The sequence below is a fragment of the Pseudomonas sp. NPDC047961 genome (assembly GCF_050272435.1).
GTDB lineage: Bacteria > Pseudomonadota > Gammaproteobacteria > Pseudomonadales > Pseudomonadaceae > Stutzerimonas.
In genome coordinates, this window is record NZ_JBNNMD010000001.1 from 319620 (window position 1) to 335040 (window position 15421).

Below are 15421 nucleotides of genomic sequence, written 5' to 3' on the forward strand. Positions count from 1 at the left end.
CGTAATCCTCAGACCTTGACCTTGGAAAGCTTCAGGTTCAGCCAGGCCATGGCGCCGACGACGATGAAGATCAGCGTGGCGATGGCGGCGGCCAGGGCAAAGTTCTGCCCCGAATCCTGGAAGGCGATGCGGTAGGTGTAACTGACCAGCAGATCGGTGGTGCCCGCCGGGGTTGTGGTGCCGAGGATGTCGGGGCCGCCACGGGTCAGCAGCGTGATCAGCACAAAGTTGTTGAAGTTGAAGGCGAAGCTTGCGATCAGCAGCGGCGCCAGTGGCTTGATCAGCAGCGGCAGCGTGATCTTCAACAGGTTGTCGAGTGGCGTCGCGCCGTCCATTGCCGATGCCTCATAGAGGTCGCGCGGAATCGCCTGCAGCAGCCCCATGCACAGCAACAACATGTAGGGATAACCGAGCCAGGTGTTGACCATCAGGATCATGCTGCGCGCCAGGGTCGGGTCACTGAACCAGTCCGGCCGCACCCCGAACAGGCTGTCGAGCATCAGGTTGATCTCACCGAAGCTCTGGTTGAACAGGCCTTTGAACACGAGGATCGAGATAAACGCCGGCACCGCGTACGGGAGAATCAGCATCAGCCGGTAGAACGCCTTGCCGCGAACCATCTCCCACTGCAGCAGACTGGCCAGCACCAGGCCGACCGCGAGGGTGAAGACCACCGTCAGCGCGGCGAAGCACACCGTCCAGACGAAGATCTGCAGAAACGGGCCGCGAATCTTCGGATCGGTCAGCACCTTGGCGAAATTGCTCCAGCCGGCATAGACCGTGTAACCCGGCGCGACCTGCAGCCCTTCGGCATCGACGTAGAAGCCGATCTCATCGTTGGGCGTAAGGCGTTCACCGGTCTGGTTGTTGACCAGCGAGCCGTCGTCGCGCAACCGGTACAGCGGCTCCACCGCGGCGACTTCACGCAGCCCATAAAGGCGCAGCAGCTGACCTTCATGACCGCGCATGACCCACTGTTCCAGTTGCTTGCGCTGGCGGATCACATCACGCAACGGCAAGGCCGCACCCAGGTTTTCGACCTCAGCCTCCCGGCTCATGCCAAGCGGCTCGCCCTCAACCGGCTCACCTGCCAGCGGAGCGGAAACCCAGACGCCCTGCTCGCCACGGTCAACCCGCAGGCGCATCTCACCGGCATCGTTCTGGTGCAGGCTGAAGCCGAAGCGTTCGCCTGCAAGGTAGGTCTGATTGAGGTGGTAACGCTGCGCCTGCTCGAAGCTCAGCAGGTTGGTGCCGCTGTAATTGGTGAAGCCGATGCCAACGGTGTAGAGCAGCGGGAAGATCACGAACACCAGCATCCCCGCTACCGCCGGGAATATGTAGCGGTGGGCGTAGGCACGGCGGTTGATGAACACGAAACTGGCGATTCCGGCGACCACCAGCCCGAGCAGAGCGAACACGGTTTGCCCCTGCGCATAGAGTGCGATGATCAGGTACAGGGCAAAGGCGTTGCACAGCAGCCAAAGGCCCCAACGCATCGCAGCTGGCAGCTTGGGTATCGACAGTTTCGGCACGGCGCGGCCGGGCATTTCGGCAGGAACATTCACGGCGGACATCGGAATCTGGGCCTCAGGGCGCGCAGCCGAAGACGCAGGCGTCTCCAACTGCGGCTGTGGGTTGTCGTTATTTGACGATGCGTTTGGCGGCGTCATCCAGGGCGGCATCCACAGTTTGGCGACCGGAGGTGATGTTCGTCAGGGCAGGCTCCATGGCCGACCAGAACACGCCCATCTGCGGAATGTTCGGCATCGGACGGCCCTGCTGGGCGCTTTCGAAGGTGGCCTTGATCATCGGGTCTTCCGACAGCTCGGCCATGTATTCCTTGTTCACCACCGCACCGAGCGGTACGTCAGCATTCACGGCCTTCAGGCCATCCACCTCGAGCAGGTAGTTCTCGAGAAACTCGACCGCCAGTGCCTGATTCGGGCTGGCTGCGTTGAGTGTTGCAGCCATCACGCCGGAGAACGGCTTGCTTGGACTGTCGCCGACTGCCGGGATCGGCGCCACGCCAAAGTCGATGCCGCTCTTCTTGATGTTCGACCAGGCCCAGGGGCCGCTGATGAACATCGCCGTATCGCCTTTATTGAAGGCGGCCTCTGCGGCGCTGTAGTCGGCGCCCTTGGGCATCACGCCCTCGTCGATCAAACGCTTGAGAACGGCAGCGCCCTGCTTGGCGCCCTCGTTATTGACGCCGGTCTTGCTGACGTCATAGCCCGAGCCGGTATCTTCGAAGGCATAACCGCCGTTGGCGGCCAGCAAGGCCCAGGTGAAATAGGTGTTGTTGTAGTCCCAGAGGATTGCGCGCTTGCCGTCGGCGGCGAGCTCCTTGTTCATCGCCAGGACTTCTTCGAAGGTCTTCGGCGGGGTCGACACCAGGGCTTTGTTGTAGATCAGCGCAGGCGCTTCGACCGCCATTGGATAGCCCCACAGCTTGCCGTTGTAGCTGACGGCATCCCAGGCGAAGTCAGCGACTTCCTGCTTGGTCTCGGCGCTGGGTGTGACGGGGGTGATCAGGCCGCTCTGGGCCCACTCACCGAGGCGATCGTGCGCCCAGATGAAGATGTCCGGGCCATTGCCGGTGGCGGCGGCCTGCTGGAATTTGTCCGTAGCTGCATCGGGGTGTGCCACTTCGACGGGAATGCCGGTTTCTTCAGTGAACTTCTTGCCTACCTCGGCCAGTCCCTTATGGCCTTTGTCGCCATTGATCCAGACGACCAGCTTGCCTTCTTCGATGGCGGCCTGGACAGACAGCGGCAGGCTCAGAGTTGCGGAGAGACCGATCGCGGCCGCTGCAAACAGCTTTTTATTCATGTAGGTATTTCCTCGTGGCTTCTTATTTTTGATCCACAACGTTCTGCGTGCCGTCTGACGGTCTCGCAGTGCATCCATACTCGCCCCGCCAGTGGGCGAAGACATCCTCCCCGAAGGGAGGATGAGGGGCGTAGAAGCAGGGCGTAGTTTTGCATTCGCACTGCACCCGCAGAGCCCTCGAATCGCCCTTTCTCAGCCTGCACGGGCCGACGAAAACAGGCTTGAATACCGCCTCTTCCCCGCCAAGCCGGAGCCGGACATGCGCCCTCTGCCGCCCCTTAGTCCATCTATCCTAGCCCTTTGTTTCGGACTGCTCGCACCCGTTATACAAGCGGAACCGCAAGTCCCTATCAGACTGAACGGTCAGCCTCTGCAGCCAGCCTGGGAAACGCTAGCCCAGGATCGCTTCGCGGCGGAGCTGGAGCTAACCAAAGGCACCCTAGAACTGGGTACTGGCGAGGCCGAACAGAAGCCGCTCAAGCCGTTTCAACGCCACGCGCTGAGCGCTGGCGATCGCTTCGATTTCGATGTAGTGAAACCGGGGCGCTACCGCCTGCTGGTGCAGACGGGCGACGACGCCAACCTGCGGTTGTTGCCCAGTCGCCAATCGCAGGAGCCGGTCGAGCAAGCCTGCCAGCCATGGAATGGCGAAGCCGTACAGGTTCCCGTCGCTGGCGTATTCGAGGATGGCCAGCGATTGCGCGACGCTTACAGCGGCAACACGACCATCGTGAAGGACGGCAAGGTCGAACTGACTCCGGCACCCGGCAGCACCGGCTTACTGCTGATCGAAGCTGCCGACGCGCGCCCGGTACCAGCGCGAGACTGGCGCAACGCGACCGTCTATTTCGCCCTGACCGACCGCTTCGCCAATGGCGACCCGAACAACGACCGCAGCTATGGCCGAGAGCCCGACGGCGCTCAGGAAATCGGCACCTTCCATGGCGGCGATCTCAAAGGGCTGACCAGCAAGCTCGATTACCTGGCCAAGCTGGGCGTGGACGCGCTGTGGATCAGCGCACCCTATGAACAGATACACGGCTGGGTCGGTGGCGGTGATAAAGGCGACTTTCGCCATTACGCCTACCACGGCTATTACGCATTGGATTACACCCAGCTGGACGCCAACATGGGCACCGAAGCCGACCTGCGCGAGCTGATCAGGGAGGCACATGCCCGCGGCATCCGCGTGTTGTTCGACGTCGTGCTCAACCACGCTGGCTACTCCACCCTGGCGGACATGCAGCAGTTTGGCTTTGGTGGCCTGCGAGACGGGATGGCGCAATACCTGCCCGAACGCTGGACCGCCTGGCAGCCGGAGCCCTACGAGCACCTGCACGCCTACCACAATTTGGTCGATTACGATCACCCGGCCTGGTCTCGCTGGTGGGGCAAGGACTGGGTGCGCGCCGGTATTGCCGACTACCCGGTGCCACCGAGCGTTCTGGTGGACCCGCTCAAAGGGTCGCTGGCGTTCTTGCCTGACTTTCGCACCGAATCAGAAACACCAGTTCGCCTGCCTGAATTTCTTCGTCACAAGCAACCCACCCGCGCCGTCGAACGCGACGGTTACCGCGTGCGCGATTACCTCAACGAGTGGCTGACGACTTGGGTGCGCGAATTCGGCGTCGACGGTTTTCGCGCCGACACTGTCATGCACGTCGAGCCGACCGCGTGGGCGCAGCTGCGCCAGCAGGCGGACCAGGCCCGGCGCGATTGGTCTGAAGCCAATCCAGACGATCCGCTCGCGGGCGAGCCGTTCTGGATGGTGGGCGAAGTCTTTGGCCACGGGCCGGAAATCAGCGATTACCAGAGCAACGGCTTCGATGCGCTGATCAACTTTGCCTTCCAGCAGGAGGTCGCCGGAGCTGCCAGCGATTGCCTGGTCCGGGCCGACAAGAGCTACGGGCATTACGCCAGCCTGCTGGCGGACAATCCCGGCCATAACTTCATGAGCTATGCCTCATCCCATGACACCTCGCTGTTCAGCGCGCAGCACGACCTGGAGCGCCAACGCGGCCTTGCCAGCGCGCTTCTGCTGAGCCCCGGCGCCGTGCAGATCTACTACGGCGACGAGAGCGCCCGCGCTTTCGGCCCCACCGGCTCCGACCCTTACCAGGGCACACGGTCCGATATGAACTGGAGCGAGCACACCAAACCCGAGATCGCTGCGCTAATTGATCACTGGCAACGAATCGGTCAGTTCCGCGCACGGCATCCAGCCATTGGCGCCGGCCGGCACCAACAGCTTTCAGATCAGCCCTATGCGTTCTCGCGGGTACAGGGCATCGACAAGGTCGTCGTGGTGCAGTCGGGGGCTCTGGTCAATCGCTGAGCGGGTTGGTGGCATGGGCAGCGGCATCGCCGACCACCTTGGCGTCGGTCGGCCGCACCACTCGGGCCAGCTCCTGACCGAGACGCACGAAGATCAGGGTTGGCCAGAGCTTGACGCGATACCTGCGCCCAAGTGGGCGTCCCGGACCGTCCTCGACCTTGATGTGGTTGATCTGCGGATACTCGGCCAGTGCCCGCTCGATGTGCGGCTCGGCAGAGCGGCAATGTCCGCACCAGTTGGTGCCGAAGTCGAGCACCGTTACCCCGTCGAGCGAGTCGACCTCGGCGCGCGTGATGGTTTCAGTCTTGTACACATCGGCCATGTTCACCTCCACGTCTGTTCTCCTATCGACCCCGACACGCCGCGACCGATCCATGCAATCTCATCCATAGCGCACCCTGTGCGGAGACCTCGCCATGAACACCTTGAACACGCGCCAGCAAGCGCAGCTGGCTTTCATTGCCAGCAATGCCGAACTGGAAGTCGGGCACCCGGACGATTGTCCGCTACCGCTGGCAACTCTGGCGATCACCGATGGCAGCGAAGACTACGTCAGCCGCGTAATCTCCGGCGGGCTCACAGCGCATGTCTACCGGATCGAGGCGCAGGGCCGGAGCTGGACGCTCAAACGCGCCCGCGAGAGGTGCCTGGTGCAGAACACTGATGGCCAGACGTCCTTTCTCAATGAGGTGCAACGCCGTGCAGACTTACACGAGCTCAAGCGCGACCCGATTCTCGGCGAGCGGCTGGTCGGCATCGTCGACACCTGTTATGGCAGCTTTCGCCAAGGCGTACTGCTTTCGCCCTGGATTGAGGGCGAACCTATCGCGGTCTGGAACGAGCGACAGCTGACGCAGCTGTTCGAGATGCTGGTGGCGCTGTTGCTCGGCGGGCTGTTCGAATGGGATCTATGTCCCGGCAATACACTGGATGACGGCCACGTGCGGCTGTTCGACTTCGGCTATATGTACCGCTTTGACCCACTGCGTCAGTTCAACAGCAACGGCACCGAAATGCCTCAATTTCACGCCGCCGAGCGATTCGAGACGCGCCAATACTTCGCACATCTTTTAACACTGGAGCAACGCGAGGAATCGCTCGCGCTGGCCGCGTTTGCGCTGGAGAAACGCATTGCCCTGGAGGCATATGGGCAGCTGCACATGGAGCTTGAGACGCGCGGCGCCAGTTCGACAGTACTCGACTGGTTGGCCGGCATCATTGGTGAATGGAAGCACGCGATGCGCGGTGATCTCGAAGCGCTGTACCTGAAGGAAGCCTGGCGTTCGCATTGGCTCGATCTGCACGATGACCTCAGCGGCCAGACCTGCACCGCCTCGACTCTTGCGCGCATTGGCTGGCTGGAGCGCACCACGCGCGAGCGGCATGGCGACCTGCAGCGATTGCTACCCGTCGAGCCACAACGACAGCTGGTAGAGGAGCTGCGGCGGGCACGACAGCTGGCCGAGCGCTGGCAGATCGCCTAGTCAAACTGCCGCCGGCATGGAAAACCGAATAGGAAGCCGGGCCCGAGCGGGCCCGGCAGGTAAGCGTTATAAACGCCCTACGGTTGTTGCGCCTTCGGCACTGGTCACCCGGTTATTGGCACCCGGCTGCCAGCTTTTCACCTGAGTCTGGATGGCATCGCTGCGCACGATGCATTTCCACTCGACCGCTTGTTGCGCGGGCAGGCTGATGCTGCCCTTCCAGACGGGATAGGTGCTGACGTCCGTGAGGCGCACCGCGCTGGCCGGTGCCCAGTTACCAAGCTGAGCCAGGTTACCGACGGCATAGATGCTGTCACCCGGCTGGGTTATGCCGTTCTCGCAGCGGAAATTGACGCTAACCAGGCCGCCATTACCGCCACCGACCCCACCACCGGTCGTCCAGATTTTCAGCTGACCGCTGTCCTCGTTCAGCGCTGGACTGAAGGTGCCGCTGCTGACCAGGGATGGATCGTTCAGGTTCGAGCCCAGGGCGATCACGAGTGTCTGTGTCGTGCCGCGAACGGTTGCTACCAGACCGGAATAGCCGCCGTGGAACTCAATCGCCGAATCAGCCCGAACGCCCGCAGCACGACGGATCTTGATCAGTTGACGGATCAGCGGCGCCTGCCCCCAGTCGTACATGTGCGACCAGTACACAACCGGCGTGCCCGGACTCGTGAGGATATAGGCGTAGGCCTGGCGTACCAGCTCGTCACGCAGCGCCCAGTGGTGCTGCCCGCCGTTCTGCCCAGGCGAATAACCGGTGTCGTGGTTATCGACGAAGGTTACCGCCACTTCACGCCAGCGCGGATCGGGGTTGCCGTTGAGGCCGTTCTTCCAGTCGGCGATGGTGCCGTTCTGCATACGCTCCTTGAGTGCGAAGTCGAATACCGGGCACTTGGCGCGATCCGACCAATCCTTGATCACCTGCTGCCAGCTGGCCGTGTTGCGCCAGTCCCAGCTCGGGTATTCGCCCGGTGCCTTCCACAGTTCGCCCACGCAGAACGCATTGTCGTGCGCCGCGGTCATCCAGGCGTCCACCCGCTCAGCGGCATACCCGCGCACGAAGTCGAAACGCAAGCCACCGGCGCCGTAATTGCTGCGCAGATTGGCGAACTCGTCGCGGAACATCCCGTATACCTGCGGGTTGGAAGTATTCAGGTCGGCATCGCCACCGACGAAACGGTCGCCATCGTCGCAATCATTGGGGTAGTTGCCGGGATCGGAACAATCGTTGCGCCAGAAGCCCTGGCCAGCCGGCAGGTTGATTTCCTTGTTCGGGTAACCGCGATTCATGTGGTTGGGAACCGCGTCGTAGAGCACCGTCACCTGCGCACCGTTAAGTGCAGCAGCCGCCTGCTTGAGCTGAGCATCGCTGCCGTAGCGGCCATTCTTGTTGAAGTCATGCCAGAAGTAGCCCTCGCCACCGCCGGAGTTGGCACCATCGCTCCAGCTGGAAAAATCGCGCCACGGCACTGGCATCCAAATCGCGCTGAAGCCATCAGCTGCAATGGTTGGCGCCATGTCGCGCAGAGTGTTGTACCAGTTGTTGGGAGACTCCCGGACTACGTTCCAGTGGAACCCTTGAAGGATGATTTCGTCACCACCGTGGTAACGAACCCCGGCCGGGCTCTTGCCAGCGAGATCAGCGGCATGAGCGCTACCCAGTGTCAGCAGCAAGGAGGTGGCCGCCAAGGCCAGACGGGTGGGAAGCAAGGAATAGTTCATCGAAGTAGCCCCAGTTTTGTAGTTGTTGTGAGCACCCGACAGCGATTACCGGCAACCCCGGAAACCGGATGCAACGGCCAATGCGAACCTCATTGGCCGGTCCAGCCTGCGCCGGTGATTGCGCTGACCATACCTCCCCCCACGGTTTTTCCCGGGCTTAGTGGCCAGGCGTAATGGGCACTGCTGCGCGTGCTCGTCTCCCTCCTCCCCCGCTACGCCCCACCGCTCCGCCTCAAAAAAGATCGGTCGGGAGGATGTCGCGAATGTCGCCGATCCGCAGGCTTTCGGTCGCCACCAGCCCAATTCGGCGCAGCAACCCGGGCAGTGGCAAACACCGACAGCTGCCGTGGACCAGCCGGCCGCAGCTCGCCGGCCGCACAGACCAACAACAAAAACAAAGGACTTCGCGATGAACCCCCAACAATCCGTACGTCTTCTGCAACCGACCCTGCTTTGCACAGCCCTCATAGCGGCGATGCCCTCGCATGCGGTGGACTTTCACGGCTATTTGCGCTCAGGCGTCGGCACCACCGTTGGCGGTGGCGACCAGGCTTGCTTTCAGGCAGCCGGCGCACCCGCCAAGTACCGCCTGGGCAACGAGTGCGAGACCTATGCCGAGATTGGTCTCGGCCAGGAGGTATGGAAGGAAGGCGAACAGAGCTTCTACGTCGACACCATGATTGCCTACAACTCGCGGCAGGCGAATGACTGGGAAGCGACCCGCACCGACACCAATGGCGATGCCAATAACCCCTTCGACGAGAGCGGCGACGTCGCGATCCGCCAGTTCAACGTGGTCGGCCACAACCTCATCGAGAGTCTGCCGGGCGCCGACATCTGGGCAGGCAAGCGCTATTACAAGCGCCACGACGTGCACATCAACGACTACTACTACTGGGACGTATCCGGCCCCGGCGCCGGCATCGAAGACATTGATCTGGGCTTCGGCAAGGCCAGCATCGCCTGGATGCGCAATACCGACGGTGAGTGGACTTATCAGGGCTCGGGCACCGGCACCAACCTGGCCAACGACACCCTGGACTTCCGCATCGGCGAGATCGACGTCAACCCCAACGGCAAGCTGGAGATCGGTTACGACTACGGCAAGGCCAACCTGACCGATTTCCAGGAACGTGACGACGGCTACCAGGACCAGAAAGGTCACATGATTACGCTCGAACACACCCAGGCGGCGTGGTTCGGTGGCTACAACAAGCTCGCCGTTCAATACGGCACCGACGGCATCATCGCCACCAGCGGCCGCAACAACACCGGCAACAGCGACGGCGACATGCTGCGCCTGGTCAACCAGGGCGTGGTCGGCATCACCGATGACATCGAGATGATGTACGTCCAGATTTATGAAGACCGCGACTTCGACAATGAGTCCGGCCAGCAATGGCTCTCCTTCGGTGTACGCCCCGTCTACAAGTGGACCGACGTCATGAGCACCGCGCTGGAATTCGGCTATGACCGAATCGACCCGCAGGCCGATGGCGAGCGCAGCCGCGACCTGAAAAAACTCACCCTCGCCCAGCAGTGGTCAGCTGGCCGCAGCTTCTGGGCACGTCCGCAGATTCGCGTGTTTGCCACCTATGCCCAGTGGGACGGCGGCCGCTATCAGGCCGCTAGCGAATCCATCGACGCGGGTGAAGACGACGGTCTGACCTTTGGCGTCCAGGCCGAAGCCTGGTGGTAATCGCCTGAGGTGCGCGAGGCGTAGCGGTGTTCTCCTTCCGTATCGCCCGCTGCTATCGGCATGCACTGCATGTTCCGCTCCCACCGTTTTGGCGGTGTTTTACCCCGACCGTGGCTGGTCGGGGTCTTTTTTCGATTGGCGACTGGAGTTGCCCTTATGAGCTATCTGAGAACTTCCCTGCTTGGCTTCGCCATTACGCTGGCTGCCGGATGCGGTAGCGAACCCCTGCGCCGAGTGGACGCGCTGACCCATACACCCGCGCCGCTGGAACAGCCTGCGAGCACTGCCCGTCAGGCGCTGGCCAATGCATCGATCTGCTGCGACACGATCGCTGATTTTCCCTTCCAGCCACTTCCCACGAGCTTCAACGGGAACGTGACGCTCGACGCCTCGGCGCCGGCGTATCGCTTTGACAGTGGCAAGAGCTTTTTTCGCGCCTTTGCATTGCCCAAAGACAGCAAGTCCTTCGAGATCCGTCTCTACAGCCAAGCCGGTAAGAGCGTTTTGGCCCCCAGCGTGATGCTGCTCGACAGCCGCTTGCGGCCCACCCGCATTCTGGATGCGGATGACTTCACCTATGCCCCCGCTTCCGGCCTTAAAGGCGACAGCCTGGACGCCCGGCTGCGCATCGATCGCACCTACCTGGACAACCCGGGCAACGAGTACTACCTGGTGCTGTATGCAGACGGCGCCCAGCTAGACGCCCAAACGGCGCTTGAGCACCCGGCCAAGGCCTACGCCAGGGCGCTGGGTAATGAGCCACCGAGCCTGCCCGACCCGGTTGCGCAGCATTCACCTACCGGCGTCGTAAAGATGGTGCTGATCGAGGACAAGGTCGCCGGCCAGCAGGCTAATACTTATGTGCCTTCCTATAGCATCGGCCGCGAAATGGGTAACGATTTACCGTCAGTGCCCGCACCGGCAGTTCTGCCGGAAACGCAGGCGTACTACCGACAGGGCATCGACGCAGCGCTGGCGAGCAAGGATCTGGAGCGCGCGCTGCGCCTGGCCGACGAGGCTGCGCGGGTCGGCGATGCCAGCGCCAAGGCCTATCTGCTGGAACGCATCGAGATCAAATAGACCACACGCCACGGCGACCTGCGCTCAGCGCCGGTCGCCGCGTAACAGATTGACCTGCGCCTGTAACTGCTGACGGCTGGCTTCGCTCGCGGCGACAGGCGAACTGGCGATCAGGTCCACCTGCGACCAGATCCGTCGGAAGAAGCCCTTGTCTGGATCGCGACTGAAAAAACTACCCCACAGCCCACGCAGCGCCATCGGCACCACGGGCACCGGGTTCGCCTCGAGGATGCGCTCGACTCCCGCCTTGAACTCGTTGATCTCGCCGTCGGTGGTGAGTTTGCCTTCGGGAAAGATGCACACCACTTCGCCATTGCTGAGGTAGTGGCTGACGCGCTCGAACGCCTCGGTATAGATCGCCTCGTCTTCATGACGCGCAGCGATGGGCACCGCGCCCGCCGTGCGAAAGATGAAGTTCAATACCGGAATGCGGAAGATCTTGTAGTACATGACAAAGCGTACGGGGCGGCGCACCGCTCCAGCGATCAGCAGCGCATCGACATAGGACACGTGGTTGCAGACCAGCACTGCCGGACCCTCCTCGGGAATCGCGTCCAGTCCCTGATGGCGAACCCGGTACATGGAGTGGCCGAGCAGCCACACCAGAAAGCGCATGCTGAATTCCGGCACGATGCTGAAGATGTAGGCGCTGACCGCCACGTTCATCAACGACACCACGAGAAACAGCTGCGGAATCGACAGCTCCGCGACACTCAACAGCAGGATGGCGACCAGCGCCGACGCGACCATCAACAGCGCATTGAGGATGTTGTTTGCGGCCACCACCCTCGCCCGCTCATGCTCCGGCGTGCGCGCCTGGATCAACGCGTACAGCGGCACGATATAGAAGCCGCCGAACACACCGATGCCAAGCACCGAGGCAAGAACCCACCAGGCCTGACCGATGCTCAGCAACGCCAGCCAGTCGTGAGGCATCGCAGCCTGCGGAAAGCCGCCCGACCACCACCACAGCAGCAAGCCGAACAGCGTCAGACCAAAGGAGCCGAACGGCACCAGCCCGATCTCCACCTTGTGGCCGGATAGCCGCTCGCAGAGCAGCGAGCCGAGAGCGATGCCGACCGAGAAGACCGTCAGGATCAGCGTGACGACAGTTTCGTCGCCATGCAGCAGATCCTTCGAATAGGCCGGGATCTGGGTCAGGTACGTCGCGCCAAGAAACCAGAACCACGAGTTGCCAATCAGCGAGCGCGACACCGAGAGGCGCTGCCCCAGCCCCATCCGCAGGATCGCGCCGGTCTGACGAAACAGATTCCAGTCCATCTCAAGCGACGGCAAGGACGCACCGGTCGCAGGCACTGCTCGACTGGCGAGGTAACCGGCGACCGCCACCAGTACGACGCTGCCAGCGACCAGTTGAGCGTAGCCTTCGCTGGCCATCATCACGCCAGCGGTGATGGTGCCGGCGAGGATGGCCAAAAAGGTGCCCATCTCCACCAGCGCGTTGCCGCCGACCAGTTCGTGGTTCTCAAGCAGCTTCGGCAGCACCGAGTATTTGACCGGCCCGAACAGCGCGGACTGAGTCCCCATGCAGAACAGCACGGTCAGCAGCAACGGCAGGTTGCCCAACAACAAACCGGCCGCACCGCCGAGCATGATGAAAATCTCGCCAGCTTTGATCGCCCGGATCAGCCGCTCCTTGGCGTACTTCTCGCCCAGCTGGCCGCCCAGCGCCGAGAACAGAAAGAACGGCAGGATGAACAGCAGCGCGCACAGATTGATCAGCAAACTAGTGTCGGCGTTCGAGCCGATCTTGTAGAGGATCGCCAGAATCAGCGACTGCTTGAACAGGTTGTCGTTGAAAGCGCCCGATAGTTGCGTCAGAAAGAACGGCAGGAAGCGCCGCTTGCCGAACAAGGTGAATTGCGAGTGAGGCTTGGTCATCGATCCGCTTCCATGGATAAGACGTCGGCTATTTGAGTCTTAAGGGTCCGGTAAAGGCACAGCACTGCCATGCCCGTATCGCGGACTGGGCAGCCCGTCACAGGGGTAACTGCCCGAACGCCCAGCGCAACAGAAAAAAGAACAGCAACCCGCCCGCGATGGTCGCCAGCAGGTTTCGGGTCAAGGCCGCAATCAGGATCGACAGCACACCCGCCAGCAGGTAGGCGTTGTGCCAGTCCAGCGCCCATTCGCCGGCTGGCATCAACATCCCTGGCACTACGATGGCGGTCAGCACCGCGACGGGTACGTAATGCAGCCCCTGCTCCACCAGGCGAGGAAAGCGCAGGTTGGGCCAGGCGAAGAAGCTGTATCGAGTCAGAAAGGTGATCGCCAGCATTCCCAGGATCAGCAACCAGATCTGCATCAGCACGCCTCCGCTTGAAGCTGGCGCTCGGCCCGTCGCTCGAGCCAGACGCCAACGACAATGCCGGCCAGCGCTGCGGCGATCAGGCCGAGCTTGTAGGGCAGCTCCCAAGTCAGCAGCGCGACGCCCGCTGCCACCAGCGCTGATGCCACCTGCGGGCGGGTGCGCATCATGGGTACGGCAATGCCGATAAAGGTGGCAATCATGGCGAAGTCCAGGCCCCAGCTGGCAACGTTGGGCACTGCCTGGCCAAAGGCGATACCGGCGAGCGTCGCCAGCTGCCAGCTCAGGTACATGGTCAGGCCAGCGCCGAGGAAGAACCAGTGTTTGTAAGGTGAAGCATCATCGCGAGCATAACGATGCTGGATGACGGCAAAGGCTTCATCGGTCAGCCAGAACGCCAGTGGCACGCGCCAGCGGCTCGGTAAATGCCGGACGAAAGGCTGCATCGAAGCGCTATAAAGCGCATGCCGCAGGTTGACCACGAAGGTCGTGAGTAAAACCACCGCTGCACCCACGCCACCGGTAATCAAGGTAATGGCGATGAATTGCGCCGAGCCGGCGAACACCAGTGCGGACATACCCATGGCCTGCCAGCTAGACAACCCTGCACCAATAGCCAGCGTTCCGAAAATGATGCCAAAGGGAATGGCGCCGACGATAAGCGGCAGGATATCGCGGCAGCCATGCAAGAACTCTTGCGAGCGGGACATCGGGGCTCCTTAGATATGCACCGCAAACGATGATGAGCTACGCACCGCCGTCTTGGCCGGAGCATAGGGAAAGGTTGAAGACAAGCTGATGAACGCTGACGCAGCGTTCCTGAAGGGACCCAACATTACCCCAAGTCGAGCCCCGAGGGCGATGGCCGGCATATTGGGTTTTGGTTGCCCAGGCCGAAATCAAAGGCCGACCCGGGCCCGACCGGCTCAGGCGGTTTCAGCGCGTGGCGGGCTCGAGCAAGCGCTTGACGGCCGACCATTCGCGGTCGGTGATGCTGTACAGCACGGTGTCATCCAGGCGGCCATCGGCGAGTCGCCGGTGGTTACGCAAGCGCCCTTCGCGCTGTGCACCGAGCTTTTCGATGGCACGCTGCGAGCGCAGGTTGCTTGCGGCAGTTTTCAATTGCAGGCGCACAAGCTGCCAGTCCTCGAATGCATACCTGAGCAGCAGGTATTTGATCGAGGCGTTGAGGCCGCTGCCATGTTCGGTTTTATCCAGCCAGGTCCAGCCGAGTTCGGCGGCTGGCAACGCCGGGTTGAAGTCAGCGAAGCGGGTCGTGCCCACGATGCGCTCAGCCACGCGCAAGGTGAAGACTACAGCGCGGCCGTCATGCTGGTCGGCAAGCGCCTGTCGATACCAATCCGGGCGCAACGGCCCGTTCAGGTAGATCAATTCGTCACGGTTGAGCGTCGCCAGGTCGACAAGGGCAGGAATATCGGCCTCCACAAGCGGCTCCAGGCGCAGGGCTCCGCGCTGCAGGGTGACCGGACGCGGCATGAACATCAGGCGTTTCTCCAAGCGTATAAGGAATGAGGAATGAGGAATGTTTTGATTGCAGGGGCGACAGTAGTTGCCTTCGGCCATGACAACCAGCGCGGTGCGGCCAAACGGGACTGAGCCCGCTCGCATCGGATCAACGGCACACATCCAGCGCCGGCCCTGCGAATCGTCAGCTTCGTCATGCAGATCGTCTAGCGCAGTGCTTTTCGCCTGATCCAGTCGTGCGGCGCGGCTCATGCGACCATGGTCGCAACCGCAACACGTCGCCCCGTTTTACTGCGAAACTTTACCCAATCAACTATCAATGAGCGACAGCTTCCAGCCATCCGAAACCTGCTGAGTTTGAGCAGCCCAAGCACTCTCCCGGTACGCCCCTCTTATCGGCTGCGCCTGACGCGCATCCACCATAATCAGGCCACCTACCGGCGAACGTGACC

The 15421-nt window shown here is 62.1% G+C and carries 12 protein-coding genes; 4 read left to right on the forward strand and 8 right to left on the reverse strand.

Annotated features, from left to right (window positions below; all coding sequences use genetic code 11):
• Positions 1 to 8: 8 nt before the first annotated feature.
• Both malF and malE read right to left on the reverse strand, forming a co-directional pair.
• Positions 9 to 1574: a maltose ABC transporter permease MalF gene (gene malF, locus ACQKIK_RS01495; protein ID WP_499134521.1), complete on the reverse strand. Its 1566-nt coding sequence runs from the start codon at positions 1572 to 1574 to the stop codon at positions 9 to 11.
• 67 nt (positions 1575 to 1641) lie between these two features.
• Positions 1642 to 2829, reverse strand: a complete 1188-nt coding sequence (gene malE / locus ACQKIK_RS01500; protein ID WP_499134523.1) for a maltose/maltodextrin ABC transporter substrate-binding protein MalE — start codon at positions 2827 to 2829, stop codon at positions 1642 to 1644.
• Between the two features lie 259 nt (positions 2830 to 3088).
• On the opposite strand from malE, the gene ACQKIK_RS01505 reads away from it, so the two are divergent.
• Positions 3089 to 5164, forward strand: a complete 2076-nt coding sequence (locus ACQKIK_RS01505) for an alpha-amylase (RefSeq protein WP_499134524.1) — start codon at positions 3089 to 3091, stop codon at positions 5162 to 5164.
• On the opposite strand, the gene ACQKIK_RS01510 is transcribed toward ACQKIK_RS01505, so the two are convergent.
• Entirely contained in the window at positions 5154 to 5486 is a 333-nt protein-coding gene (locus ACQKIK_RS01510; RefSeq protein WP_127838903.1) for a thioredoxin family protein, read from the reverse strand. The genes ACQKIK_RS01505 and ACQKIK_RS01510 overlap by 11 nt on opposite strands.
• A 94-nt stretch (positions 5487 to 5580) precedes the next feature.
• On the opposite strand from ACQKIK_RS01510, the gene ACQKIK_RS01515 reads away from it, so the two are divergent.
• Positions 5581 to 6648: a protein kinase family protein gene (locus ACQKIK_RS01515; protein ID WP_499134525.1), complete on the forward strand. Its 1068-nt coding sequence runs from the start codon at positions 5581 to 5583 to the stop codon at positions 6646 to 6648.
• 66 nt (positions 6649 to 6714) lie between these two features.
• On the opposite strand, the gene ACQKIK_RS01520 is transcribed toward ACQKIK_RS01515, so the two are convergent.
• Positions 6715 to 8376 (reverse strand): glucan 1,4-alpha-maltotetraohydrolase domain-containing protein, encoded by a 1662-nt coding sequence (locus ACQKIK_RS01520; protein WP_499134527.1) that lies wholly within the window; start codon positions 8374 to 8376, stop codon positions 6715 to 6717.
• A 409-nt stretch (positions 8377 to 8785) separates the two neighbouring features.
• On the opposite strand from ACQKIK_RS01520, the gene ACQKIK_RS01525 reads away from it, so the two are divergent.
• Both ACQKIK_RS01525 and ACQKIK_RS01530 read left to right on the forward strand, forming a co-directional pair.
• A complete protein-coding gene (locus tag ACQKIK_RS01525) occupies positions 8786 to 10075 on the forward strand; it encodes a maltoporin (RefSeq protein ID WP_499134528.1) in 1290 nt (429 codons plus the stop codon).
• Between the two features lie 156 nt (positions 10076 to 10231).
• Positions 10232 to 11155, forward strand: a complete 924-nt coding sequence (locus ACQKIK_RS01530; RefSeq protein ID WP_499134529.1) for a MalM family protein — start codon at positions 10232 to 10234, stop codon at positions 11153 to 11155.
• 24 nt (positions 11156 to 11179) lie between these two features.
• Here the strand turns inward: ACQKIK_RS01530 and ACQKIK_RS01535 are convergent, their stop codons facing one another.
• The 4 genes from ACQKIK_RS01535 to ACQKIK_RS01550 all read right to left on the reverse strand — a co-directional run bounded on the left by ACQKIK_RS01535 (position 11180) and on the right by ACQKIK_RS01550 (position 14987).
• Complete coding sequence (locus tag ACQKIK_RS01535) at positions 11180 to 13057, reverse strand: MFS transporter (protein ID WP_045428635.1); 1878 nt, start codon at positions 13055 to 13057, stop codon at positions 11180 to 11182.
• 97 nt (positions 13058 to 13154) lie between these two features.
• On the reverse strand, positions 13155 to 13481 hold the full coding sequence (locus ACQKIK_RS01540; protein ID WP_127838897.1) for an AzlD domain-containing protein: 327 nt from the start codon (positions 13479 to 13481) through the stop codon (positions 13155 to 13157).
• Complete coding sequence (locus ACQKIK_RS01545) at positions 13481 to 14194, reverse strand: AzlC family ABC transporter permease (RefSeq protein ID WP_064481992.1); 714 nt, start codon at positions 14192 to 14194, stop codon at positions 13481 to 13483. The genes ACQKIK_RS01540 and ACQKIK_RS01545 overlap by 1 nt, the downstream gene beginning before the upstream one ends.
• Positions 14195 to 14420: 226 nt before the next feature.
• Positions 14421 to 14987 (reverse strand): GNAT family N-acetyltransferase, encoded by a 567-nt coding sequence (locus tag ACQKIK_RS01550; protein ID WP_499135165.1) that lies wholly within the window; start codon positions 14985 to 14987, stop codon positions 14421 to 14423.
• Positions 14988 to 15421 lie beyond the last annotated feature (434 nt).